Genomic DNA, 22,720 nt, shown 5'->3' on the forward strand with positions numbered 1-22,720 from the left:
CGCCTGATTCAGAGAGATACGGGATTTCAGATTCTATTCGGAGAAAAATGAGCGAAGCATTCCTGTTGAGAACTATTGTATGACACGCTCCAACGGTCTCGTAGCAGACTACCAATTGGGGCGATATGAGTCCTCAGCAGAGACTAATCGAACTGTTTCAAGAACCATCTCCGTTCCATCTCGTCTTAACGCAGTTCCAATCTATCGATTGGCACCCAATCAATCCTTGTGGCGGGAACTTCCAGCAGTGTCTCACCGACGCCAGGGAAGCCGGCCATCAGGACGTTATCGCCGAACTCCAGCAGATGCAGGACAGTCACCAGTATCGGGTTGAGTACGCACTTGCACACTCTGGTACGATAGGCGTCCCACTAACCCCTGGCGTCCCATACCGAAGGCTTCGCCGGGAACAGATGTTGATAATGGGTGTAAGGAGGATAATCTCAAGATTTGGGACCCCCACCCCCGGGTGTTTCCGGGTAAACTCTGTATAAGCAAGGCAGGCCAGATAGATATATCGAAGGATTGCATATAAATGTAGGAAGAGGCTGCAAGAGGTAAAGACTCCAAAGAAGGGAAAGCGGCTGTAGAGCCTCAATAAGTTGTGGTTCGACCAGTCACCTTCTATACTGTTCTAGGTAATAACTAGCTAGAAAGAAAAGTATATAAACAAACTCAGAGAGGAATTTTCACCAGTTCACCATGATATTGAATTCTGTGGTAGAGAACGTTTTCGGTGTATCGTCTGGTATCCCCCTTCTGAAGTTCATGACACCTTAACACCGCACAGACCATCTAGCAGATTATGCGGAAACACCCGGGGGCGGGGGTAGGTGGTTTTCACTTCTCGTATACAATTCTTGATTCGCACCCTTTAATTGAGGAACGCGGAAACACCCGGGGGGTTTGCAGAAATACCCGTAACGGGCGTAGTAAACGAACCATTCGATACAACCGAACACCTAGTCTTATGTGTTCGGGCTTAAAGAAACACCGTATGTCACGGACATTTGAACGCGGGTCTCCGATATTTGAGGATGAGCGTCCACTCACTGATGATTGGGACCCAGAGGAACTGCCTGAACGTGATGAAGAATTAGGCCAGATCCACAATGCGCTCGCACCTGCAATTCGCAACACGGGTGTCGGTCCACATAATATGTTTCTCTTCGGGAAAACCGGACAAGGGAAGACAGCTGGTGTCGAATTCAAACTTGACGATCTTGTCGCAGCTGCCAATGACGCGGGGCTAAATATTACCACGGTACAATACAATTGCGCTGGTGACTCGTCCTCTTATCATGTACTGATCAATCTCGTTGAACGACTCACTGGCGACAATCTAAACGGACACCCAATAAGTAAGATCACCGACGAGTTCTTTGATGCTGTTACCGAAATCGGTGGAACAGTTATCATTGTGCTGGATGAGATTGACAATATTGGGACATCGGACGAAATCTTGTACTCGATTCCTCGTGCCAAGTCAAACGGTAATATCCCCGACGATATGCATCTGAGCATCATCGGTATCTCAAATAATTTTAAATTCCGCGACAATCTGTCCCCAAAAGTCAAAGATACCCTGTTCGACGAGGAGATTCACTTCGCCCCCTATGACGCGAATCAATTGAGGTCTATCTTGGAGCGGCGTGCCGATCAGGCATTCAAAGAGAGCGTCTTAGAGGATGAGGTAATCCCACTCTGTGCCGCACACGCAGCCCAAGACAAGGGGTCAGCAAGACAGGCCCTCCGCTATCTGTATAAAGCCGGTGAACTGGCGGCAAACACTGGGAGTGATATGGTCACTGAGCACCATGTACGGACTGCTCAAGACCGCATCGATAGGAAGAACATTGAAAAGGGAATTCGTGAGATGACGGTACAGGACCAACTCACACTGACCGCTGTCGTCGCACTAGAAGTAGAGGGAAAGACGCCAGCGAAGACAACCGAATTGTACGCCCGATATAAGGATATCGCTACGGAAATAGATGCAAACATTCGGACCCAACGGAGCGTTCGCGACCACCTACTTGAGCTCGATCTGATGGGTGTCATCACCGCAACAAAAAAACAGACTGGTAATCGTGGTGGTCCTCACTATGTGTTTGAACTGGCCTCCGACCTCGGAATGACGCTGGATATCCTCTCCGAGGACTCTCGAATTGGTGACGCCATTGACGTTGTCACGGCGAATCGGTCGATTCAGGAGTATCTCGACTAACACTTTACGCGGAAACACCCGGGGGTTGACTGGGATGAAACAGTGGGAGGACTACTAGATCCAGATAGTCGACACTCTTCAAATATCAGTCGAATGGTTATAAACTGACGCTTGATCGGATTCTATTGCTCCCGTTGAAAATCTTGGACTTGATCTCCTCTCTAATCCTGAACGCTGTTATACCGGAAATACCCTCTTCCCCTCCACTCACAGTTACACTCTCATCCCCTCCGCTCCATAGATTGATTCGGGAGACGGCGGAAGCCTCTATCTTCAATCACAAGCCGGAATTTTATGCGCCGATACCGACTGAGTTTTGTCCCCGTATGCCGATAGCGTGGGTATTCAATTGCACGTTACGGAGCTCTTGTTGTCGAATACCGTCGAATTGCTTGAAGCGATGGGTGTCTAACGCAATCGCAAAGCCGTCCATGATTGGGTGCAGAAAACCAATCTACAGCCCGAATCCGGGAAATCGCCAAATCAGATTGCGTTCGACGAAACAGTGATTCGCATCAATGATCCGCAATTCTGGCTGTATGCCGCCGCCGGTCCGCAATCGAACGAACTGCTTCCCACCCGGTTGTTTGCGACGACTACGACCACCCTCACAGAAATTTTCTGCGCGAACTTCGGCATAAACCCAATATCGAACTTCTGCCTTTCTCGCCGATAGCGCTCAACCCCTCCAAACTGCACTGCAACGAACTGGACTCCGATTTCGGATGTGTCGTCACGGAAATTGGAACGCTATCGAACGGATTTTTCGAGAACTGAAGCGTCGAACCTCGTCGTTTTCACACTGCTTCAGTCACATCGACCCGGAAACCGCCGAAAATGGTTGCAGAGCTTCGCTCGCTGGCACAATCTCACTAAGTAAACACTTCCGACATTGTGTATTTCAAAAATAGCTTCAATATTATCGGTAAGGCTGGAAACTGTCCAGCAAAGAAACTCATATGGTGTAGATGTGGATAACGCGATTTTCTTGCTGTTACCGTACGGGTGGATGGAGTTCGAAACTGAGCGATCAAGACCAGTGATGGACATCGACGAAATTGAGGGGCAGATTTCGGCGGCGGCGGACGTGTTCCCGACGCGGTTCGATATCACTGTAGAGATTGTGGTCTTTCTCCGTCCCGATGAAGATCTTGCTGACTGTCTCTATCCCTAGTGATTTATCAGCGGCACTGGCAAGGAGGACGCTGGTGTCCAGAAAGTCGAACACGACCACTTCACCCCAAAGTCGCTCTCGACCTCAACTATGTTCGTTTCGCCAGGATCTACCGGCTCGATTTCGAGGTGGTATGGATCAGTGAGTCACAGAGTCTGCAACTCACAGAATTAGTGGATCAATAAACTTTAGAGTTATTGAGAAGTTGACTCCGGGATTCAGTGAATTATAGAGGCTGGTCGTGTTAACGAATATTTGAAGCACAGAATCACTGAATCAGTGAATCCAAGAAATAAAGAGTCAACGAATCACCTACCGTAAAAAGTACAGAGTCAGTGATTCAGTAACTACCAGTAGCAAGCCTCATTCCTTGAGGAACCAGCAAAGCGGGAATTCCAGAATGTATTGAGTCAATGAATCGCTGATTCTTTGATCTTTCATCAAATGCAACACCACAAGTGCCTGTTAGAAGCTTATGCTGCTGAATATGGAACTCTAGTATTTCCAGAACGGGATTAGATGTCTGACGTAGATTTATGAGTCATTGAATCAATGATCATACTATGACCGAGTCACCTCGTGGCTGGGGCGTCACACCATCAACCGGAATTCCCACGGTCGCCTTCGGCAATCAGAAAGGCGGGACTGGGAAGACAACGGCGACAATAAACAGTGCTGCGGCACTGGCCTCACGAGATCACAATGTCCTCGCGATCGATATGGATCCACAAGCTGATATGACGAAAGGCCTAGGACTGGGCCCGGGCGACGATAACGACCCCTCAAGCCCGAAGAACGACCTTCCAAATACGCTCGCGACTGATGATCCGAATCTTCTCGATGTCCTCGTCGATAATCCACGCACGCACGACACGATACTCTCAGAAATCGTAATCCATAGCGACGATTACGAACATCTGAACTTCGATCTCGTGCCGAGCCACAAAGACATGGGGCTCGCCCGGGATTGGATGGACGATGCAAGTGCTCGTCTCTCGCTGAAAACTGCCCTCGAGGGGCTGGTTGACGGCGGTCATGACTACGATTTTATCTTGATTGACTGCCCACCAGATCTCTCGGTTCTGACGGATACAGCGTTTATTGCGGCGCAGAACGTGTTCCTGGCCGCACAAACTCAGGCCACATCACGAGACGCCCTAGACGATCTCTGGGACCAACTGGAATCCATCGAGGATAATCAACAAATCGAGATTGCGATCGTGGGACTGCTGGCAAATATGTATAGAGACGATGGGCAGTCACAGAAATTCCTGGAAGCCTTTGACGAGTCATATGCGTCACTAGCGCCGATCTTCAAGCTTCCAATGCGGGTGGCAATACAGCGCGCATGGGACAACGGCTGCGATATCTTCGAATGGGAGGACGCGAACGATCAGCAAGTCGAGCTCAACCTGTTCATAGATGTTGCTGAGACAATTGAACAGGCGTTCGACAAAACGCAGGTGGAGGTATAAGTATGCCCCGAGGAATGGACGAAAGATTTGACGACCCGTCAGAAGAAGCAGAAAATCAAGAAGTCGCGGAAGACAACGAAACGACGGAAGCGACATCGGAAACAGAGAGGCAAGACCGCGAACCTGCAGCCGCCACAGAAGAGCAGTCAGGTCAGCAAAGGGGTGCTGGCTCGACGAATACTAAAACCACCACTGAGGAGGCAGGGGAAGCGAGTGAGGACCCTTTGAACATTCGGGAGGACTGGGACTCTGCCACGCTGTACGTTGAACCAGAACAGAGCGAGGATATCGAGATCACATTCACGCGGCTAAAAAAACAGTTGAAGCGGGAGGACATCACGCTCGAGAAGAACAAGCATTTTTACCGGGGGGTTTTCGAAGTAGCGTTCGGCGAGCATCGCGAAGAGACGAAAGAAAAGATTCGGGAATTAGCACAGAAGGATATCGATCAATGAATCACTGATTCTTGGATTCAACGATAGGGATTTAGAGCACACAGGCCTAGCGACTCTATAACGAATTCATAATCAGACTTAGCTATCAATTCGGAATGAGAAATCGAGTACTTGGTCGTTGACGGTAAGAGCTGACCCTGAGAAAGGGGTCTTGCTGGCCCACGAAGAGATGGGTCGTACTATCTGTCGTACTGCGAAATGGAGTTCATGAGAGTGGGACTCGCGATGGTCTACAGCTTCAATCCATTGGAGCGCTATCTTGGGACGGTCTGAATCGTAATAATGCCTTACCCGAATGCCGGCTTCAGATGGCGTTACGTCACCGACTGTGGCACATCCCTACCGAAATAAATCCTGTGGCGGGTTGCTAGGAAGCAGACCCCCCCCATTGAGCATCGTGACCGTTTCTGGACGATCTCTGACGGACTCGACTTCCGCCGCTGCAAAGACTGTACCGGACAGCAACGTCGAAATCGTCCGGTTTGGGCCAACCTCGGGTGTGATAAGAGACCCGCACGGGTGGCAGTCCACAGTGCTCTTAAGAAGCGCCCGTCTGTCGAACATGGTGGAAGGATGGGGCAGTCGGGCACTGAGTCGATTAGTACCGGGTACGGAGAGACATCTAAAAAAGACGGCAGCCCCCGGGTCAGGCTTCTTCAAACAACGAGCGTGCCCGTTGTACGTAGCTGTTCGTGTCTCAGCTATGGGGGTCGTGTTTAGTTAACCGTGAAAAGTGAGGCGGACAGATTTCTTGCTGGTCTATGGCAGAAATCAGCCGCCTCAGCGGACACAGAGTCTGGATTGATTTGGATTTTGTGGAGCGTGAGCGGACACCCGAGGTGGCGATGGCGTGGGGTATTCAATCGCATGTTGTGGGACTATCGTTGTCGAATACCGTCGAATTACTCGATTCGCTGGGTGTCCAGCGTAGTCGCAAAGCCGTCCATGATTGGGTACAGAAAGCCGATCTACAGCCCGACTCAGGGAAATCTCCGAATCAGATTGCGCTCGACGAAACAGTGATTCGCATCAACGATCAGCAATTCTGGCTGTACGCCGTCCTCAGAATGGCAGAGCCATTCTGATGGGCTGTACAATAGCTGTGCTCTTGTGAATGCCGCCGATCCGCAATAGAACAAACTGCTTCACGGCCGGCTGTTTGCGACGACTACGACCACCCTCACAGAAATTTTCCTGCGCGAACTTCGGCAAAAACACAATATTGAAACTGCCGTTTTTCTCGTTGCTGGTGCTCAACATCTCCAAACTGTACTCCAACGAGCTGTACTCCGATTTCAGATGTGTCGCCACGGAAATCGGAACGCTGTCGAACGGATTTTTCGAGAATCGAAGCGTCGAACCTCGTCGTTTTCGAACTGCTTCAGTCACGTCGAATCCAAGACAGCTGAAATTGGTTGCAGAGGTTCGCTCGCTGGCACAATGCCACTAACTAAACACTATCCCTAGTTGCATGCTGGAAAATCAGGCATACTGTCTCTTTATCGATATCTCCGTTCCAATCGGTTGTTTCTGTAGTCTTCTTGCTGTTCACACTTCCCCCAACGCCACGAGTTTACAACTCGAAAAAGGGGGAAGGGGGTTCGTTAGGTCCAGTCTATGAGACCGACTACACGTGTTCCGTTGAGCTCTCGTCGGATATCGTCCCGGTCTCAACCAAGAGTGACAGATGCTCTCGACAGCTCGGACCAACTGTGTCTTGTAGTACGACGCACCGTACGACTCGATCTTTTCCTGACCCAACGCGACCTGCTCTCGCGAACTCTTCTCGTCGCCGACGCCCACGTACTCGATGTCTTGTTCCGGGTGGACGGCGAGGTCCTGCTCGCGAGCCCGTTTTAGTGCCGCCACGTTCTAGCTGCTCTGTGTATGTCCTTCGAGTGGCTGGAGACACGAACCCATGATCACCGGCACCGTTCCAGTGTAGAGGCGCTTGATGGCGTCTTAGTGACTGCTGAGTACTACGTCTGGCGACCCGCACCGAAGCGTTCGAGACAGTCCCGGTGAACAGCGGGGTCGAGCGCTGCCGCGCTTCGATGCCTCTAATCTTGAAGTCGTCTTCGCCGGCGCCGCCTTCGCGTTGCGGCACCAACACCACCCAGTCGTAATGGGCCTCGTATTCGAGTTGAATCTCGGTGCGCCCCGTAATCTCGCCGTGAGCGTCGATGATCTGCTGGAGGACGTCGACGAGGTAGCTCCAGTCGTCACAGATCGGGTATCCGAGACCGGTGATGTCGTCGCGGTCGCTGTGGCAGTCTAAGATAACGTCTGGCGAGATGCTCCGCGTATAAATAATGTCGGGTACAACGAGGTGAGATCAAGTTCGTGGACGTTCTCGTGGAGGCCGACCTCGGGTGCGAAGATGAAGCCGCCGTGGTTGGCGTTGTGGTGCGTCCACATCCGTTCGAAAAAACTCGTGACGCCAGGGGTTCCATGCGACGAGGACGCTGCGGTCGTGGGCATCGCCAATCTGGATCCACTATAAGAACGTTCCCGGTCGACGCCCATGCAATCTCCTAGCAGGCTTTTCGAGCACGACACGAGGTTGAGGACGCCGTCGAGGTTCTTCTCCCCGTAGAAGAGCGTGTTTGACTCGTCGACGATTGCCCGACTAGGCCCGTTGTACCGTACAGGCGAGTGGCCGACGCGGCCGTAGCTCGAGTATGTCGACCGGATCGCGGGCTGCTGATGGTCCCTGTCCGGCCACCGACTCAGCGAGAAGTCATCGACACTGGCGTCCGTCCCATTTCGTGGAGAGCCAGGATATCTCGCTCGTTGAGCAGATCAGCCGTCCGGTCGTGTGCTTTGACTGCGACCTGTGTAGCACTCAAGAGTTCTGAAGGAGACACTGTGATGTTGTCGCTGGCGGTCGGACTGACACTGATCTTTAGATCATCGTTGAATGCCTCGAAAAGTCCATATGTTGAAATGGGTGTCATCTTCAACCATATCGGCCAATAGCCACTCTACCTGCTGGGCAAGAGGGATAGTGTGGTCGCTGTGGGCGACATCATGACGGGAGTGTGTCATTCGACGAAGAGTTCTGCTTGAAGATACTCTGTAAGATTCTGATGTAACTGTTGGTATGGTACACTCTCTCGGGTTGTGCCCTGGATAAGTATTCCGTGCAATACCGCCAACAGGAACTCAGCTGTTTCCTCTGGTTCAACTGCCTGAAATACCCCTTGGTCAATTCCCGTATTGATAATCGTGGCTACCTGTCCGATAAAGCGTTGATCCGCCTTTGCGATTCGTTCTCTGTATTTTGCGTCACGAATCGCTTGGGACCTCAACTCAACGTACATTGCCAGCACTTCTCCCTCCGCTGATCTCTTCTTCGGTGTTATATTCTCGTTGAGTAGAGCATCAATAATGTCCGAAATCGCTTTTTGCGGTTCATTGATTGAACCAGATTCATAGAACTGTTCTAAGTGATCTAATAAGAAGTCGAAAAACGAGAGAAGGAGGTCCTCTTTACCACTGAAGTGGTGATATAATGTCGACTTGCTCAAGTTAAGCTCATTGCTAATCCGTTGAATAGACAGCTCTGCATACCCGTATTCTTTAAGCGCAAAAAAAGTACCGTGCATAATAGCTTCGTGGGTGTCTGCCGGGTCACCGGTGAATGGAACTGAATCACTCACGTGATGCGAGTACTCTAGCCACCAATAAAGGCACTTCGCTCATCACTATCTGCACAGTAAATGGTAGGCTTGTCGGGGAACTTTCACTCTGATCATTAGAGAGCAGGAGTATAAAATGGCTCCCAGGCGATGTTCTTTGTGGCGTGGTATTTACGGTCGCATCTGAAACAACGGAACCTGTCACCATCATGGGTTGCTTCACTAGTAAAGCTGTAGTAGTGGTTGCACCGTTGATTGATATATTATTGCACGACTTTCTTGACTGTGAAGCCATAGTTAGTGGTTTTGTATTCGGCGCACTCTTCTCTCTGTCTGCACCTTGGATGGCATCCGGCCATCTGGGCTCTTTTGACGCCCACTCTGATACTCTGCCGCGAATCTGTAGAAAAATCGGATGTGCCTTCTGTCGTCGCTAGTGACAACGGATACAGCAAGTTAACGAAAATTGCATTTTTAGCCAAAGAGAAAACATTCTTGATCAGGCTAACGAAAAGAGTCTGTAGTACGAAACCATCTCGCCTCTTGCTACGATTGTGATCAAAAAAATCTGCTTTCGGCGGGATGCTTCAGAATCTTGCATCACTTGGGGTTTTGGAATTTCGGATTAAGCTGCTCGACGCTATAATCGAGTGGCGTCTCAAGACAATTTGAGAACAGCTATCTTGTCCTGACTGTGGAGCAACAACCATCCGAACCCAGGACGACCTCAACCACATCTGGTGCCGAGGTTGCGGCTTCCCCATCGTCTGGAACCGCATGGATCAGACTCTCGACGGGCCGACGTAGGTCAATGAAACTCAGTAGATGTGTTCGGGTTACAAGGAACGCGAGCCGTCGCGGGACGGACTGTCCCGTGGCGGGTCGCCCGATGGTGAGCGAACGCTGGTGTGATGAACAGGGCAATGAGATGGCGCTTGTCACAGCGTACCGCGATGTGCTTCGCGTGGTTTCTGCTGAGGAAGGAACGAAATTTGAGGAGGGAACTCCACCCTGAGATTGAGGGGGACTGAAGACCTCTCCCAGTGGCTATGAGAAGTCTGGGCTGATGAGCATCCGCCGTATCAGCAACTGAGTGTGACCACCGGATGATCGTGCACAATAAAAATACGTGTCAGGAGAAGGCCTTCATACCACCCGGGCGGAGTGTCTTTCTGGTTTCTGTTGGAACCGTGGATCAAGAAGTTTCACGGCCGTCCAAGCAGGGCCCGAAATAGGCCGCTCACACATATGGTTTCCTGCGATCGCTGCATCTTGCTGGGGAACCAATTCTTGGACTCATTAACTGCGTTGCCGCCGCTGTTTTTGCCAGTCAGGGTCGGGGAAAATAAAAAATCTTTCCGAAATCAGATGATAATTTGAACGAGATACTGGGAATCCTCGACGTATTCGATTTCGAGGAACTACTTGATTCCTCTTCGATCAGTTTGTGGGACAGCAAATCTCCGACGTAAGAATTGCTCCTGCTCCGTCTTAGAGGATGATCTCACTTCAGCCACGTTGTGCAAACCGTTCGAAGCAAAGTGGGTGTGGGAGAATATCTCACGACGATGACCACTTCTTGTACGCTCTGTCGAAAGACATTGTTGAACGGTGTGTTGCCCGCAACGTGTGAACGCTAACCGTGGGCGATTCAAGCGGTGTCGATGAGAGTGATTGGAGCAGACACGGCAACAAACGCTTAGATAGTTGGCGTCCAAGTGGGTGATGAATCTCATAGATTCCAAATCTTGCTGCGTGGAATTAAGGGGAGACGCCCGATGAACGCGGCACGTCAGTTGTGTAGCGTGTGTGGGCACGAGGATGGTGATATTCGTGTTGAACGTGGCCTGTGGAAATGCGACATTATGGCGCCGTTACACACGGAGAAATAAACAGAGTCGATGATATCAGACAAAAGCACTACCCATGACTCCCCCCATTGGGATAGCGGTACCAGTTGCTTGGCCCAACCTTGCGTTATTCATTCAACCGGACTCGGAGATCCCACGAGACTTCGTTGAATGACGCGTAAACGCTAAATCCCAACGCTTAGGATTCCATACCATTCATGAGGGGGAGGTGATCAATCAGTTGCATTTATTACTCTGACCGGTTCCTCGGAACCGATTGGACCACTTCTTGTCACGGGTCTAACGTAGACGGTTTCATTGGTCCCAATCCTATTTTCTGTAATATCTATCTCAAAAGTTCTGTTTGGCCGAACAGACGTGGTGTAATGATAAATCCAAGGCGACGGAACATCACCGGCTGAGCGAACGCGAATCCAAATATTGCTATTAGGCGCCAAAGTTGTAGTACCCGTAATTTGCAGTGGCTCTGAATCCGCTTGCCACCGATCATTTGCTATCATTACATTGGCAGTCGGTTCGACGAGACTGGCATTTGTTACTGATCTTTTCGTCGAGATACTCTCTCCGCTCTCAAATTGAGAAAGTGTCAGAGAGATCGACTCACCAGTCATATTGTCTAGGCCGCCAGTATCCATTGCGACATATAATCGGTCGTTAGCTGGTGAAGTGAAGTACTTGAATGGTAGCGGCGCGACGAATCCATCTAAACTGGTGGTGTTAGCATTAACATTCAACCCGTTTCCAAGATTACCAGTGGCGGCCGGTCCATATTCTACTGTTGTGTCGATTTTATCTGACCCAAGCATAACAGTTGCAGGGTAGGTGCCAGGTCTGGATGGATTTGTAACGTCCTCATATTGGAGGATTATTGTTTCTGACTTTGAGACCGTTTGTTGCCCACTGCTTGTAATTTCTATTATCCCCTCTGAGTTTGTCTTTACGTTTATAATCGATGGTTTGAATGACCGATCTATCTGCCCATCTTGATCTGAATCTATACCGGCATGGGTTATATTTAGCTTGACAAGACCTGCTGGTGTCTCTCCTGCTGCATTATCATAATTAATGCGCACCTTCCGAAACGATGTATTGGCATCCGTTCCTTGTACCTGAACCGTATGTGTCGTCTGCGCTCCCACGGCACTATCTGCTGCAACGATCCCGTTGTTTCCTGGTGGATTATCAAACCGGCCAACACCCATGATTCCCTCTGCTTCAAACTCTGCAATCAATATGTCATCATGAGCAATCTGGCTTGGAACAGGTGATCGGTCGTTCATAATATTAGATTTATTTATCTTCCTATCATTCGGTAATGTATGTAACTGGCCTGGCTGGAACGTGCCTTGCTTAAGTGATAAAGTCGACTTGGATGTATTTCCATCAACGGATATGGCATATTCTCCCTTGGTAAGCCCATTATGACCCCGCTGAGAAACTTCGCGTAAGTGATCTGATGATGCAACACTATACCCAGACGGATTGCCTGAAGTCTGCGTTTCGAACGTGTTGACTCGAAGTTGGATCTGTCCGTCACCATCTTGATCAGTTGCGGTAACCTCTGCTGAGTACTGCTCACCAGAAATGTTGAGTGTTGTTGTGTCGTACGGCGGGACACGAATTGGAATCTTTACGATGTCGCCTACCTCTTCATGTATCTCAGCTTCGGCCACCGTTCCCTGACTCCTCGACTGGATTTGTCCAGTAGTAGCGCTACTTGCTACCGAAGTAACAATCAGGAAAATGAACAACAGCGCTGATGTCCGGGCTATCCAGCTCATACGTTCATTCTGCTTGAGATGGGTATATGTTTTGTGGGCTGAGATTTTTGATGTGGGCGTGAATTCCCTGCCGGTTGTTTGCAAAGATGCTTGAGCGACGTATTGCGTAAGCTGTCTGAATTGCGTCTATGAGCTTCGTTTGAACCAGTAATAAACTTTTATAACGTGTAAAGTAATTTCCGAAGGTCTAAACCATGGAAGGCGCAGATGGTAAATCGTGAGAATGTCGCACCTTCTATCATCACGAGGGGTTAGTGTCCTAGTTTGCGCTTGCCTACTACTTGGTGCTGCAACACCAGTTGCTGCCGATTCGACTGTGATCGGAGAGCCAAATATCAGTGTGTCGACACCAGAGCCGGTAGTTGGAGCTACCTCGACCCAATCCGTCCAAATCGTTCTGGTTAATGATGGTCATCTCAGAAAAGGAAAACAGGCAACGTTCGAGGAAGAAGTACAGCGTGCAAAGAATGTTAGGGTCGAGTTACAGGATGATGATCTCGATGCGCCGATTGAAGTAAAGTCAGGCACACAGTCCATTGGATCTATTGCCGACGGCCAGCAGGTGCCACTTGATTTCCGAGTTGAAGTTGGGGATGTTGATCCGGGGACATATGAAATTCCAGCCGTAGTCGAGTACACGCACACCGGATCAGTTTCGTTCGGTCCACTTGATGATACCGAACGGACAACGCGGTCGCAAGAAGTTGTCCGGGATGTTACCATTGTGGTTGAAGACGAACCTCAGTTTACTGTCACAAGAATCCGAGGAGACAGCATTGTTGCCGGTGATAACGGCGAAGTACAATATGCAATTCAGAATACTGGAACCAGTACAGCAACGGATACTGAAGCAACATTTAAGACGAATACTGAAGGGACATTTTTCGGACAGGCAACAGGCCCGTCACAGAGCACAGCCCGTTCAATTGGTTCACTCGAACCCAGAGAAGAAGAGGTTGTGAGTGTACAGATGGGCGCAGAAGAGAATACTGATCCAGGAACATACCCGATACCAGTAACAGTTGAGTTCGAGAATCGCAATGGGATCACCGAAACGGCTGACACTGCACGGACTAACTTTACCGTGCAACGAGACCGCTCGTTCGAAGTCAATAATGTTCGACTGACCGATTTCAGAGTAGATGAGCCAGAAGCGAAACTCAGAGCTACACTCACCAATGAAGGACCTGCACCTGTACAGGATATGGTTGTCCGAATCGGTGCACAAGACCGGCTGCCCCTTAGCGTGACTAGCGGTGAAGCGGCAGTTGGTGATCTTGATGTCGGTGACTCTACGGAGGTATCATTTACAGTTAATATCCCGGAAGAGGCTGAGCCAGGTTCAATCTCAGTGCCATTGATGCTTGAATATGAAAACGATGCTGGTGATGTGCTCCAGCCGACGACGCCACTCCGTCAACGTGTTGTTATCGGAGAGGAGCGCGACCGGTTCCGTGTTCTCAGGACAAATGCTACAGTCTCACCGGGTGGCGATGGAGAACTGACAACAACAATCGAATATACCGGTAACGAAACAGTAACCAACGCAAATATCAAGTTGTTCACTAACGATCCATTGTCATCCTCTGATGATGGCGCATATCTTGGCACTGTGGAACCCGGAGAGACTGTAACCGCGACGTTCCGGGTCAGTGCTTCAGATACTGCTCTTACGAAAGAGTACACCTCTGCAGTTGAGCTTCGATATGATGAACCCGACGGGGATACCCGATTTACTGGGTCACTTACGATCGGTGTTCCAGTTAGTACGGAAGAGTCTAGTGGCCTGCCACTGATTCCTGGAATTGCAATTGGGGCGTTAGCGCTCATCGGCGGTGCCATCATCGTGTATCGGCGGCAGAATTAAAATAGTTAATAAGATGATGGGTATACGGACAGTATTCGCTCGTATTGGTCAACACATTCAGAAGCGGCCGTTAGTTGCGCTTATCACTGCAATAGTACTTATTGGAATTGCTATTTCAGGCGCTGCACAGATCCAGAGCGTAACTGGTGATCGTGCGTTTGTCGGCCAAAATCCCACGCTGAACACATATGACGACAATTTTGACCGTGGGACAATTGCCATGCTAGTACGTGGTGAAGTCACGGAACCCGCAACAATGCGAGCGATCGATCGCTATGACCGGAGGATGTCTGAAGTTGATGATGTTGAACAGGTAGTCAGTCCTGCTGATCAAGTTCGGGCGGAATATGGACAGATTCCCGGATCAGAAAAGAAAATTGAACGAGTGATTGGAAACTCCCACTCAGAAGTAGTCACTGTCGTACTTGAACCTGGGCTGACCCAACAGCAGTCCCGCCCAGTGTACACAGACGCGGTTGACGCCAAGGAATGGGTAGCTTTCCCTAGCGGTATCGCCGTCACGGTTACCGGTTCAGCAGCGTTCTCCTCACAACTCTCCGCTCTCATCCAACAGAGTACACAGCAGTTACTCGGTTTGGCTGTCGGTCTGATGATCGTTGCGCTTTTCTTCCTATTTCGGGGCGTTAGGCTTCGCCTATTACCAATCGTTGCCGTGTTTGTTGGCGTTATTTGGACATTTGGAGCTATTGGCTATGCAGGCATACCAAATTCTACGCTTACAAGTTCTGTCTTTCCGATCCTGATCGGACTGGGGATTGATTATTCAATCCAGTTTCACGAACGGTATGAAGAAGAACTCGAAGATCACCGTCCACGTGAGGCGCTTCCATTAGCGTTGGGAGGCGTGGGACCACCTGTATTGATTGCTATGTTGTCAGCAGCACTCGGATTTGGTGCGACATGGGTCTCGACAGTGGGATCGCCAGCGTTCGTCTGGTTTGCACAAACGTCCATCTTTGGTGTCATATTAACATTCATCGCATCACTACTTGTTCTCCTACCGGGACTCACGCTTTGGGCACGGTTTCGGGACTCGTCCCCGGACGAGACACCGACTGCTGGTGGACCAAACTCAATTCCACAGCAGGAAGAAAGTGAGATCGGCCGCCTCGGAAAGTTGCTTGGTCGGACCACACGGCTGCTCGCAGCAAACCCACTGATTGTACTTTCTATCGCCACAGTCGTGATGGCTGGTGGATTCGCTGTCAGTTCTGATCTTGGGACCCTCGCTGACAGTGAAGAGTTTATTCCACAGGACCTACCAGCCTACCTTGATCTCCAAGAATTCCGGTCTGTTGCTGGTGGTGGTGATAACGTGCAATACAGCATTCTCGTCAGCGGTGAACAACTGCGTAACCCAGAAGTGTTACGCTGGATGGAACGGTACCGTACTATCGCCAGCGATAAACCACAAATAACCGGTGTTTCGACGCCAGCAACACTCATTAAACAGTATAACGGTGGCACGCTGCCACAGACAGAACGTGGAGTCGAGCAAACGTTAACAGAGATTCCAGAAGATCAGAAAGCGCAGTATTACAGTGATGGCTATGCACAGATTCAGGTAACTGCCGAACAAGGAATGAACACAGATGAAGAGTTGGGTCTGTTCGATACCGTGGAGACAGCGATTACACTAAGCCAGCCGCCATCTGGAGTTGATGTGCACCTCACTGGGCAGTCTCCGGAATCGACACCGTCAATCGTTGATCAGATCGAAAACCGGAACTCTACAACCGGACTGGGGTTCTTATTCGTCTTCGGAGCTTTGCTACTCTACTACCGGAACTTACTCCGTGCCGTTGCCCCTCTCGTTCCGATGGCGTTTGTCATCGGCTGGCAAAACATCTATATGCTGGCATTAGCGATTCCGGTGTCACCACTGGGTGCATCTCTCGGTGCGCTGAGCGTTGGAATCGGTGCAGAATATACAATCATTGTAATGGAACGCTACTTCGAGGAGGTTGAACAGGATGGAGTATCCAGGCTTGATGCGGTTGAAACTGCTGGGTCACGTGTTGGGAAGGCGATTACTGTCTCTGGACTCACAACCGTGTTCGGGTTCTCCGCACTTACCCTGTCGCCGTTTCCGATCTTGGCTGACTTCGGATCACTGACTGTCGGCGTTATTTTTCTTACTCTTGTTGCTGCTCTTGCGACTCTTCCACCGACACTTATTATCCTTGGTCGCTTGTCAGACGCAATTGAGACTGCCCGTGAAAATAAACTTCTTTCAACAAGAATGGGAATAACGGAAGCCGATGATTGAAACAATCCTTGTTCCAGTTGACGGATCAGCACCAGCACAGGAAGCCATCAAATACACGCAGGCTGTGTTCCCTGATGCAACTGTTACACTTTTAACTGTTATTGATCCCGCTGATGGGTTCGTCGGTTATAGCGGCGGGGACAGTGGAAATTGGGAAAAACAAGCCAAAGCAGAGGCTGAATCACTCTTAGCGGACGCTCAGGCCGAATTCGTGAGCCCTGAGAGAGTTCGAACTAGCGCTGTGGTTGGTGATCCGGTCGAAACAATCATTGCAACAGTCAAGGACGAAAATGTCGACCAAGTGGTAATGGGAAGCCACGGCCGAGACGGTATCCAGCGGCTGCTTGTTGGTAGCGTTGCAGAGCAGGTTATGCGGAAAGCACCAGCCCCGGTGACAATCACTCGTTGAGGTACCCACCGCTAAAGCGGTGGATTCGGCGTAGAATCCTGTTTTGGCCGAGATCTTGGTAGGTAATCCACTCACTATCCAGCATCTTGCTGTTCAAGCGCACACCTAAGGCGCCTTCGCCCCCAGTTTGGTTACGACGCAGATAGCGCAGGCTGATGTTCTTTGCGACGTTATCAGTTGTTGTGAATACGATTTCTTTATTCACGAAACCACGTGATGTTTAGTCGCCGATTCGCCCGTCATCGTTCGGATTTCTCACTCCGCCGTTTCGCCGTTCTTCTCTGAGTTCTTACACTGATCTGATCGAGGCTCGACCGGCTTCACCCGAAGCTCTCCGAAGCCGTACTTCGAGTGACTGCTGACCCGAAGGACACCGCTCTTCGCGGTCTCGATGGGATGGTCACCCTCGTACTTCACGACCTGCCCGTGGTCGACGGTCTGGAGCTTGTAGACCTCCCGTTGCTCGAGGATCTTCTCCTCTCGCTCACGGAGATCCCGACGGCTCTCCTTCCACCACCACGGGACGTCCTGGTCGGCGGCCTTGGGGTACTCCGACTTCAGCACGAACGGCGTCGTCACCTCCACGAGGAAGGCCTCGCCGTTCTCGAGACGTGAGTAGTCCAGGTCATCGAGGTCGACAACCTGCGTGTCCTTCAGCCGCGTGACGCCGTAGCCGTAGTTCCGTTTGCCCCCGAACTGGAGGCCCTCCAGTACGTCCTCGCCCAGCGGGAGCGCATCGGGGTCATCGGCGTGTAGGTAGGCGTGAACGTACCACTTCGTCGTCTGCTGCTGCTTGCGAGCGTCTTCCGGCTTGCCCATGATCGTTTCGTGGGATAGCGCCGAATGCCCGCTCTGCGGGCGGATGTCGTGCGTGTTCAGCGCGTCTCGCGGACGGCTGTCGAGAAGCCAGCGATGAGCCGGGTTCCGCATCAGGAACAGGTCATCGTAGCTCTCGACGTCCGGGAGCCCGCTTCCGAGGTATGGCCGGATACCGCTCTGGGAGTGCTCTTCGGGGAATGTCCCGAACTGCCCCGGCGTGAACATCCCGTGGCTGGCGTGGAGGTGTTGGTGGACGTCGTACGGGACGTGCTGGCCGAGTGCGTGGAGGATGGCGTTCCCCGAGACGTAGTACGGATGGCCGATGTAGTCCATCTCCAGCTCCCAGTGAACCTGCTGAATGCGCGTCACTCGTCGAACACCTCCCGGAAGTCCTCGATGTACTGGAGCGCGGCCGACCACGAACCGATCCGCCGGAGATTCCCATCGAGCACCATGTCGTACTTGTCGTGTGCCGTCTCCAGTGGGTGTGCCTCCAGGCGGTTCCACGCTGATGCCCACGACCGCCACGGGCGACTCCCGAGTCGGGCCGATGGCTGCCCTCGAGCGTCGATGTCGATCCGCAGGGCGAACTCCTCGCCCGCGTAGACCGTCCGGTGGGGCACAATCTCGTCGGGGTCGTCGACGACCAGCCGGAGGTCGGCGAACTCGTGGCCGTCGCGATAGTTGTCGAGTAGGGCCGCCACGAGGAGCGTGTGGTACTTCAGGCTCGTGTAGGGGTAGTAGACGCTCTCCGTGAACGCCGAGACGACGTTGCTGTCCAGCCACGCCCGATGTATCGTCTCTGGGTCGTCTTCGGTCAGGAGTTCTCTCACGGCGCACTCTACGCCGTTGCGCGTGAACTCCTGTGGGTCGTACCGACTCTCGCCCTCGATGAGCGACAGCCGGTAGAGCGTCTCGTGGTTCTCGACGGTCTGTTCAGGCTGGCCGTTGGGTCGGCTGAGTGCCGACGCATCGCCGTCCGCGCCGTGGGGGACCGTCTGGTTCACAGGAATCCCGGCGAACGTCTTTGGGGCGTAGTCGTGGGGCTGGCCGTTCATCTTGTGAGCATCGTGGCGGTACGCGGCGACCATCGTGTCGTCGCTCATGGTCCCTCCTCAATACGCTCTTCCAGCGCCTCCACGAACACCGGGCGGTACTCCTCTTCCCACTGGTCATCCTTCTCGTCCATCGCGTTCGTGTTGCCCTTCCCACGGTCGAAGACGCGCTTCAGCTCGCGCTCCTCGTAGAGCGGGTTGATGAGGTGACAATCGACGATCCCCGCGCCGAAGTTCCGCGCGCCTCCGAGCTGATGCATGAAGTCCGTCTTGTGAGCATTGAGGAAGTCGATGCCCTCGGCCAGCAGCCCGATGAACTCCGGCTTCAGCTCCCGAAACGAGAGATGCCAGCAGCCATCGAGGTTAGCGACGGCGTCGATCTCCGCGTTCCGAAGCGGTTCACGGTTGTCCTCCCGGTTCCGGGAGGCGACGTTCCGGTTGAGCCGGCGGTAGTGACCCTCGGCCTGTCCGCGCGTGTAGTCCACGCTGGAACGGACGGGGTTGAACTTGATCGGCCGCCGCATCACCTTCCCGGGGACGCCACCGAAGCCACCGAAGAGATCGAAGACCACACAGCCATCGTCTTCCTTCGGCTCAGCCGTACACACGCCCTTCTCGTGGTAGCTGTCGTCGAGATCGCGCTCGTAGACGCCTTCCTTCATGAAGTTCGCGTTGGCCTCACCGGGGTGGCAGGCCGTCCCACCGTACTCCTGAACGGTTTCTTCCATCCCGTGGCGAAGCCAGCCCGAGAGCGGGAACGCGGGGATGATGCCACCAATCTGGTTCTGCGGGTCATCATCCTCGTAGTTACCGTTCGAGGCGTGATGCCGGTCGGTCATGATGCTGTCGCCGACCACCAACAGATCGGTCTGAATCCGTACGAACACGTCCCGCTCGATGTCTTCAATCATGGTTTTGGGGGTTAGCGTGCTTCGAGAGTTGCTTCGAGTCCCTCAGTTGAGGGGTACGAAACGCCGCCGACGCGATACACCGTGTGGTTTCCCCGTCTGCCGTGCGGACGATACGGGCCGTCACGCGGGTGTCACTGGTTTGCATCGTTATTCTCCTTTGCGGCGTGTGCCTGTTCGAGCAGGTCGACGGCCAGCGCCTCAGCCTGTTCCGCAGAGAGATGCACGAGCGTCCCGACGGACTCGTCGTCGCCGGTACTGACCTCGAAGCCGAGCGGTATGCCCCCATGACCGACTACGTGGGTTTGGACGATACCATTCGGATTATCACACAGTGCATCGAGTTCGGCGTTCACCAATCCTGACTGGACGTGAGCGAGGTTGCGAGTTGCCTCGTACTCCCACCGGTCTTCGTCGTCACGATTTGCCAGCTCCAGCAGGCGGTTCTGCTGGGCGGTGATTTCAACCTCGGGCACGTCTCCAGCTGTCGCACCGGCGATCGCAGCGGCCGCTTGCAGAAACTCGCGGCGCTGCATCATGCCGGCACCCCGGTTGCGTCGGCGAGCCGGTCAACGAGCGCGGCAAACTTCACATAGTCATCGACCGAGCGGCCGTTCAGAACGAACTTCTGGACGCGTTCGCAGTCCTGAACGGCGTGGATCGTCTCGTCGTTCGTCCGGTAGACGTGGGATGCCCCGTCGGTGTCGTCACCCAGTTTGATGTAGGCCGGGTGCGGGTCGGTACGTTTTCGTGCGTCGCGGTTGGATTCCTTCATGCTTCGTGTCCTCACGAAGCGCGGTCGCCTGCGGCAACAGGCGGCCACGTTCTGTGACCTCACAAACCGTGCTTCTCAGCCACATCTATGCACTTATGCCTACTTCAAACTTTGCATAGGTGCATAGCAATGCATTAACGCATAGGATTAAGTAGGCACATACGCATAGGTTGAACAGGATGGTACCGAATAGGCCAAACGAGATGGGACGCTATCGCGCCATCATGACTGAAACAGACCGTGAACACATATCGGGAGAGAGCAACCCCTCGCAACAACAGAAAGACCAAGCAGTATACCGAGTCCGACAACGGATTACTGAGGAACTCCCTCACGATATTGAAGTTTTGAAGGAACACCGACCGGACGTACTTGAAGAGTTGCGTGCAGTCGTTTGCGAAGACGACAACTAACAACATCAACTGGAGCAATCGAATTGGAGAGATGATCTATCGAGAACTCCGAGAGGCTGTTTGTGACGAATGAGCGACGACGAATCTGACAAGAATCAAACGGAACTCTACCACTTCGCCCGCGGCGCGTTCGTCGATACCGACTGGTTTCCCGGCGACTTGGACGAGAACGACGAAGTGGTTCGAGTCTCCGAAGCAGGCCAGTTCCCCGAGTCGTACTACCTCGAGGAAGGCGACTGGGGTGCTGCCCCGCTGGTCCCCGGCGACGACCCACTCTACGAGGCGGTGAACCTCCCGCAGGCGCTCTACGCCGCCATCCACTTGGCCGACGGCGATCTCGCCCGCGCGATTGGCCGCCTCCCGCTGCGAGACCTCTTCATCGGCGTGGTGGAACACGACGACCTCTCGCGCAAACTCGACGCGCTGGAGTTCTTCCGCGTGTACCTCTATCTTCGACTGACCGATGAACCGGAGACGCGGGTGGCGAAGAACCTGGATGATCCCGAGTTCCCGGACCGGCTAAACGTCACGGAGACGGTGAGCCAGCCCACGCTGAACCGACTCGGCGACCGACTTACCGAGCGACAGATGCGGTACTTCGACCGCGTCGTCGCCCAGGTTCTCACCGCCATCGAGGATTCGCGCTATGCCGACCAGTTCGCCGAGCTGCCCTCGCCGGACACCGAGGAACGAAAGCCGCCGTACATCAAGAAGCTCAGCCGTGAACTCCGGGCCGAGGTCTTCCGGCACCTCAGCTTCGACCGCGACGACAGCATCAAGTTCAAGCGGGACTTCCTCCTGCGAATCTTCGTCAGCGCGGCCATCCACGACATCCACATGAACCAAGCGTGCGAGAACATGGAACTGAAGTCGTGGGTCGGTGAGGGCAACTCGGTCGATCCGAGTAACGTCCGGCACCAGCTTCTGAAGTTCGACCCGGCCACCGTCACGCGAATGTTCCGGCAAGCCAACGACGCCCTGTTCGACATCGCCTTCGAGCACGAGTACTTCGATGACACCAACGAAGTCGCCATCGACAGTACGGACTGGGGGTGGTACGGACAGGGTGACGCCAGCCGGGACATCCAGAAGACGAAGCCACAACGGAACTTCTACTATGCGTGGCAGTTCACCACGCTCGCTCTCGTCGGCACGAACACGCTGATGACGATGCGGGCCGTCCCGACGCGGGCAGACACCGATAAGGGGACCCTCGTGCGCCGGCTGCTCCGGTACGCCGCGCAGGTGACATCGTTCAACCGGGCCTACCTGGACAGTGGGTTCTACACTACTGACTCGGTGCGTGCGCTCGGGTCGACCGGGACGGAGTTCATCATCTAGGCCCCAGACACGGGCCGGAAGATCGAGGGGCTCCAGCGGCTCGCAGTTGCCAAGGAGAGTGAGGCTGAAGCGGTTCCCCACGGCCTCGGCGGGATCGACGACGAGAAGCACTGGTTGTTCAGTGTGAAGTCCCAGAAGCGGTCCCGACTTCGGCAGGGTAAACCCGATGATCCGACCGACGACTGGATCATCTTCTACACGAATATCCCACTTGATGAC

Annotated in this window: 17 protein-coding genes and 4 pseudogenes; 11 read left to right on the forward strand and 10 right to left on the reverse strand. The window is 52.9% G+C overall.

Translation table 11 applies throughout. The features are described 5' to 3' along the window. Window positions 1–185: 185 nt before the first annotated feature. Complete coding sequence (locus IEY38_RS21780) at window positions 186–350, reverse strand: hypothetical protein (RefSeq protein WP_161607600.1); 165 nt, start codon at window positions 348–350, stop codon at window positions 186–188. Between the two features lie 647 nt (window positions 351–997). Here IEY38_RS21780 and IEY38_RS17340 point away from each other — a divergent pair. The 6 genes and pseudogenes from IEY38_RS17340 to IEY38_RS17365 all read left to right on the forward strand — a co-directional run bounded on the left by IEY38_RS17340 (window position 998) and on the right by IEY38_RS17365 (window position 6,785). Beyond that, window positions 998–2,227, forward strand: coding sequence for a Cdc6/Cdc18 family protein (locus IEY38_RS17340; protein ID WP_049909311.1), 1,230 nt, complete (start codon window positions 998–1,000; stop codon window positions 2,225–2,227). Window positions 2,228–2,564: 337 nt separating this feature from the next. Further along, a pseudogene (locus IEY38_RS17345) lies at window positions 2,565–3,107 on the forward strand (IS6 family transposase); the annotation flags it as partial. Between the two features lie 90 nt (window positions 3,108–3,197). Further along, complete coding sequence (locus IEY38_RS17350) at window positions 3,198–3,401, forward strand: hypothetical protein (protein ID WP_152420790.1); 204 nt, start codon at window positions 3,198–3,200, stop codon at window positions 3,399–3,401. Between the two features lie 563 nt (window positions 3,402–3,964). Next, complete coding sequence (locus tag IEY38_RS17355) at window positions 3,965–4,876, forward strand: ParA family protein (protein ID WP_049909313.1); 912 nt, start codon at window positions 3,965–3,967, stop codon at window positions 4,874–4,876. A 14-nt stretch (window positions 4,877–4,890) separates the two neighbouring features. After that, window positions 4,891–5,331 (forward strand): hypothetical protein, encoded by a 441-nt coding sequence (locus IEY38_RS17360; protein ID WP_004592207.1) that lies wholly within the window; start codon window positions 4,891–4,893, stop codon window positions 5,329–5,331. A 761-nt stretch (window positions 5,332–6,092) separates the two neighbouring features. Beyond that, window positions 6,093–6,785: pseudogene (locus IEY38_RS17365) on the forward strand (IS6 family transposase). 238 nt (window positions 6,786–7,023) lie between these two features. Here the strand turns inward: IEY38_RS17365 and IEY38_RS21855 are convergent. Next, a pseudogene (locus IEY38_RS21855) lies at window positions 7,024–8,361 on the reverse strand (hypothetical protein); the annotation flags it as partial. 14 nt (window positions 8,362–8,375) lie between these two features. Further along, window positions 8,376–8,993 (reverse strand): TetR/AcrR family transcriptional regulator, encoded by a 618-nt coding sequence (locus tag IEY38_RS17375; protein WP_049909321.1) that lies wholly within the window; start codon window positions 8,991–8,993, stop codon window positions 8,376–8,378. Between the two features lie 561 nt (window positions 8,994–9,554). Here IEY38_RS17375 and IEY38_RS17380 point away from each other — a divergent pair. Continuing rightward, a pseudogene (locus tag IEY38_RS17380) lies at window positions 9,555–10,321 on the forward strand (hypothetical protein). Window positions 10,322–11,055: 734 nt separating this feature from the next. On the opposite strand, the gene IEY38_RS17385 reads toward IEY38_RS17380, so the two are convergent. Beyond that, the gene (locus IEY38_RS17385; protein ID WP_188979823.1) at window positions 11,056–12,624 is read right to left on the reverse strand and encodes a DUF7827 domain-containing protein; all 1,569 of its coding nucleotides are present in this window, start codon (window positions 12,622–12,624) and stop codon (window positions 11,056–11,058) included. A gap of 340 nt (window positions 12,625–12,964) precedes the next feature. Between IEY38_RS17385 and IEY38_RS17390 the strand changes: the two genes are divergently transcribed. The 3 genes from IEY38_RS17390 to IEY38_RS17400 are packed head-to-tail and all read left to right on the forward strand — an operon-like array spanning window position 12,965 to window position 17,190. Continuing rightward, window positions 12,965–14,491, forward strand: coding sequence for a COG1361 S-layer family protein (locus IEY38_RS17390; protein WP_229775366.1), 1,527 nt, complete (start codon window positions 12,965–12,967; stop codon window positions 14,489–14,491). Window positions 14,492–14,504: 13 nt separating this feature from the next. After that, window positions 14,505–16,781: an efflux RND transporter permease subunit gene (locus IEY38_RS17395; RefSeq protein ID WP_188979927.1), complete on the forward strand. Its 2,277-nt coding sequence runs from the start codon at window positions 14,505–14,507 to the stop codon at window positions 16,779–16,781. Continuing rightward, window positions 16,774–17,190 carry a universal stress protein gene (locus tag IEY38_RS17400; RefSeq protein WP_004592213.1) on the forward strand — a complete coding sequence of 139 codons (417 nt, stop codon included), beginning with the start codon at window positions 16,774–16,776 and terminating at the stop codon, window positions 17,188–17,190. Before IEY38_RS17395 ends, IEY38_RS17400 begins: the two co-directional genes overlap by 8 nt. On the opposite strand, the gene IEY38_RS17405 is transcribed toward IEY38_RS17400, so the two are convergent. The 6 genes from IEY38_RS17405 to IEY38_RS17430 all read right to left on the reverse strand — a co-directional run bounded on the left by IEY38_RS17405 (window position 17,180) and on the right by IEY38_RS17430 (window position 20,747). Continuing rightward, window positions 17,180–17,395: a hypothetical protein gene (locus IEY38_RS17405; protein WP_188979939.1), complete on the reverse strand. Its 216-nt coding sequence runs from the start codon at window positions 17,393–17,395 to the stop codon at window positions 17,180–17,182. The two genes, IEY38_RS17400 and IEY38_RS17405, sit on opposite strands and share 11 nt — an antisense overlap. Before the next feature lie 50 nt (window positions 17,396–17,445). Beyond that, entirely contained in the window at window positions 17,446–18,378 is a 933-nt protein-coding gene (locus IEY38_RS17410; RefSeq protein WP_004592214.1) for a hypothetical protein, read from the reverse strand. Next, window positions 18,375–19,115 carry a hypothetical protein gene (locus tag IEY38_RS17415; RefSeq protein ID WP_188979826.1) on the reverse strand — a complete coding sequence of 247 codons (741 nt, stop codon included), beginning with the start codon at window positions 19,113–19,115 and terminating at the stop codon, window positions 18,375–18,377. The genes IEY38_RS17410 and IEY38_RS17415 overlap by 4 nt, the downstream gene beginning before the upstream one ends. Next, window positions 19,112–19,975 carry a hypothetical protein gene (locus tag IEY38_RS17420; RefSeq protein WP_004592217.1) on the reverse strand — a complete coding sequence of 288 codons (864 nt, stop codon included), beginning with the start codon at window positions 19,973–19,975 and terminating at the stop codon, window positions 19,112–19,114. Before IEY38_RS17420 ends, IEY38_RS17415 begins: the two co-directional genes overlap by 4 nt. A gap of 131 nt (window positions 19,976–20,106) precedes the next feature. Then, a complete protein-coding gene (locus IEY38_RS17425; protein WP_188979828.1) occupies window positions 20,107–20,511 on the reverse strand; it encodes a hypothetical protein in 405 nt (134 codons plus the stop codon). Further along, complete coding sequence (locus IEY38_RS17430) at window positions 20,508–20,747, reverse strand: hypothetical protein (RefSeq protein ID WP_004592219.1); 240 nt, start codon at window positions 20,745–20,747, stop codon at window positions 20,508–20,510. Before IEY38_RS17430 ends, IEY38_RS17425 begins: the two co-directional genes overlap by 4 nt. Before the next feature lie 482 nt (window positions 20,748–21,229). On the opposite strand from IEY38_RS17430, the gene IEY38_RS17435 reads away from it, so the two are divergent. Continuing rightward, window positions 21,230–22,501 (forward strand): hypothetical protein, encoded by a 1,272-nt coding sequence (locus IEY38_RS17435; protein ID WP_188979830.1) that lies wholly within the window; start codon window positions 21,230–21,232, stop codon window positions 22,499–22,501. Window positions 22,502–22,720: the final 219 nt, after the last annotated feature.

It is taken from the genome of Haloarcula sebkhae, from assembly GCF_014647415.1.
GTDB lineage: Archaea > Halobacteriota > Halobacteria > Halobacteriales > Haloarculaceae > Haloarcula > Haloarcula sebkhae.

Coding starts and splice junctions, on each gene's coding strand:
- IEY38_RS17340 (WP_049909311.1), top strand. CDS start 998: ATGTCACGGACATTTGAACGCGGGTCTCCGATATTTGAGGATGAGCGT.
- IEY38_RS17355 (WP_049909313.1), top strand. CDS start 3,965: ATGACCGAGTCACCTCGTGGCTGGGGCGTCACACCATCAACCGGAATT.
- IEY38_RS17360 (WP_004592207.1), top strand. CDS start 4,891: ATGGACGAAAGATTTGACGACCCGTCAGAAGAAGCAGAAAATCAAGAA.
- IEY38_RS17385 (WP_188979823.1), bottom strand. CDS start 12,624: ATGAGCTGGATAGCCCGGACATCAGCGCTGTTGTTCATTTTCCTGATT.
- IEY38_RS17395 (WP_188979927.1), top strand. CDS start 14,505: ATGATGGGTATACGGACAGTATTCGCTCGTATTGGTCAACACATTCAG.
- IEY38_RS17400 (WP_004592213.1), top strand. CDS start 16,774: ATGATTGAAACAATCCTTGTTCCAGTTGACGGATCAGCACCAGCACAG.
- IEY38_RS17415 (WP_188979826.1), bottom strand. CDS start 19,115: ATGAGCGACGACACGATGGTCGCCGCGTACCGCCACGATGCTCACAAG.
- IEY38_RS17420 (WP_004592217.1), bottom strand. CDS start 19,975: ATGATTGAAGACATCGAGCGGGACGTGTTCGTACGGATTCAGACCGAT.
- IEY38_RS17425 (WP_188979828.1), bottom strand. CDS start 20,511: ATGATGCAGCGCCGCGAGTTTCTGCAAGCGGCCGCTGCGATCGCCGGT.
- IEY38_RS17430 (WP_004592219.1), bottom strand. CDS start 20,747: ATGAAGGAATCCAACCGCGACGCACGAAAACGTACCGACCCGCACCCG.
- IEY38_RS17435 (WP_188979830.1), top strand. CDS start 21,230: ATGAGCGACGACGAATCTGACAAGAATCAAACGGAACTCTACCACTTC.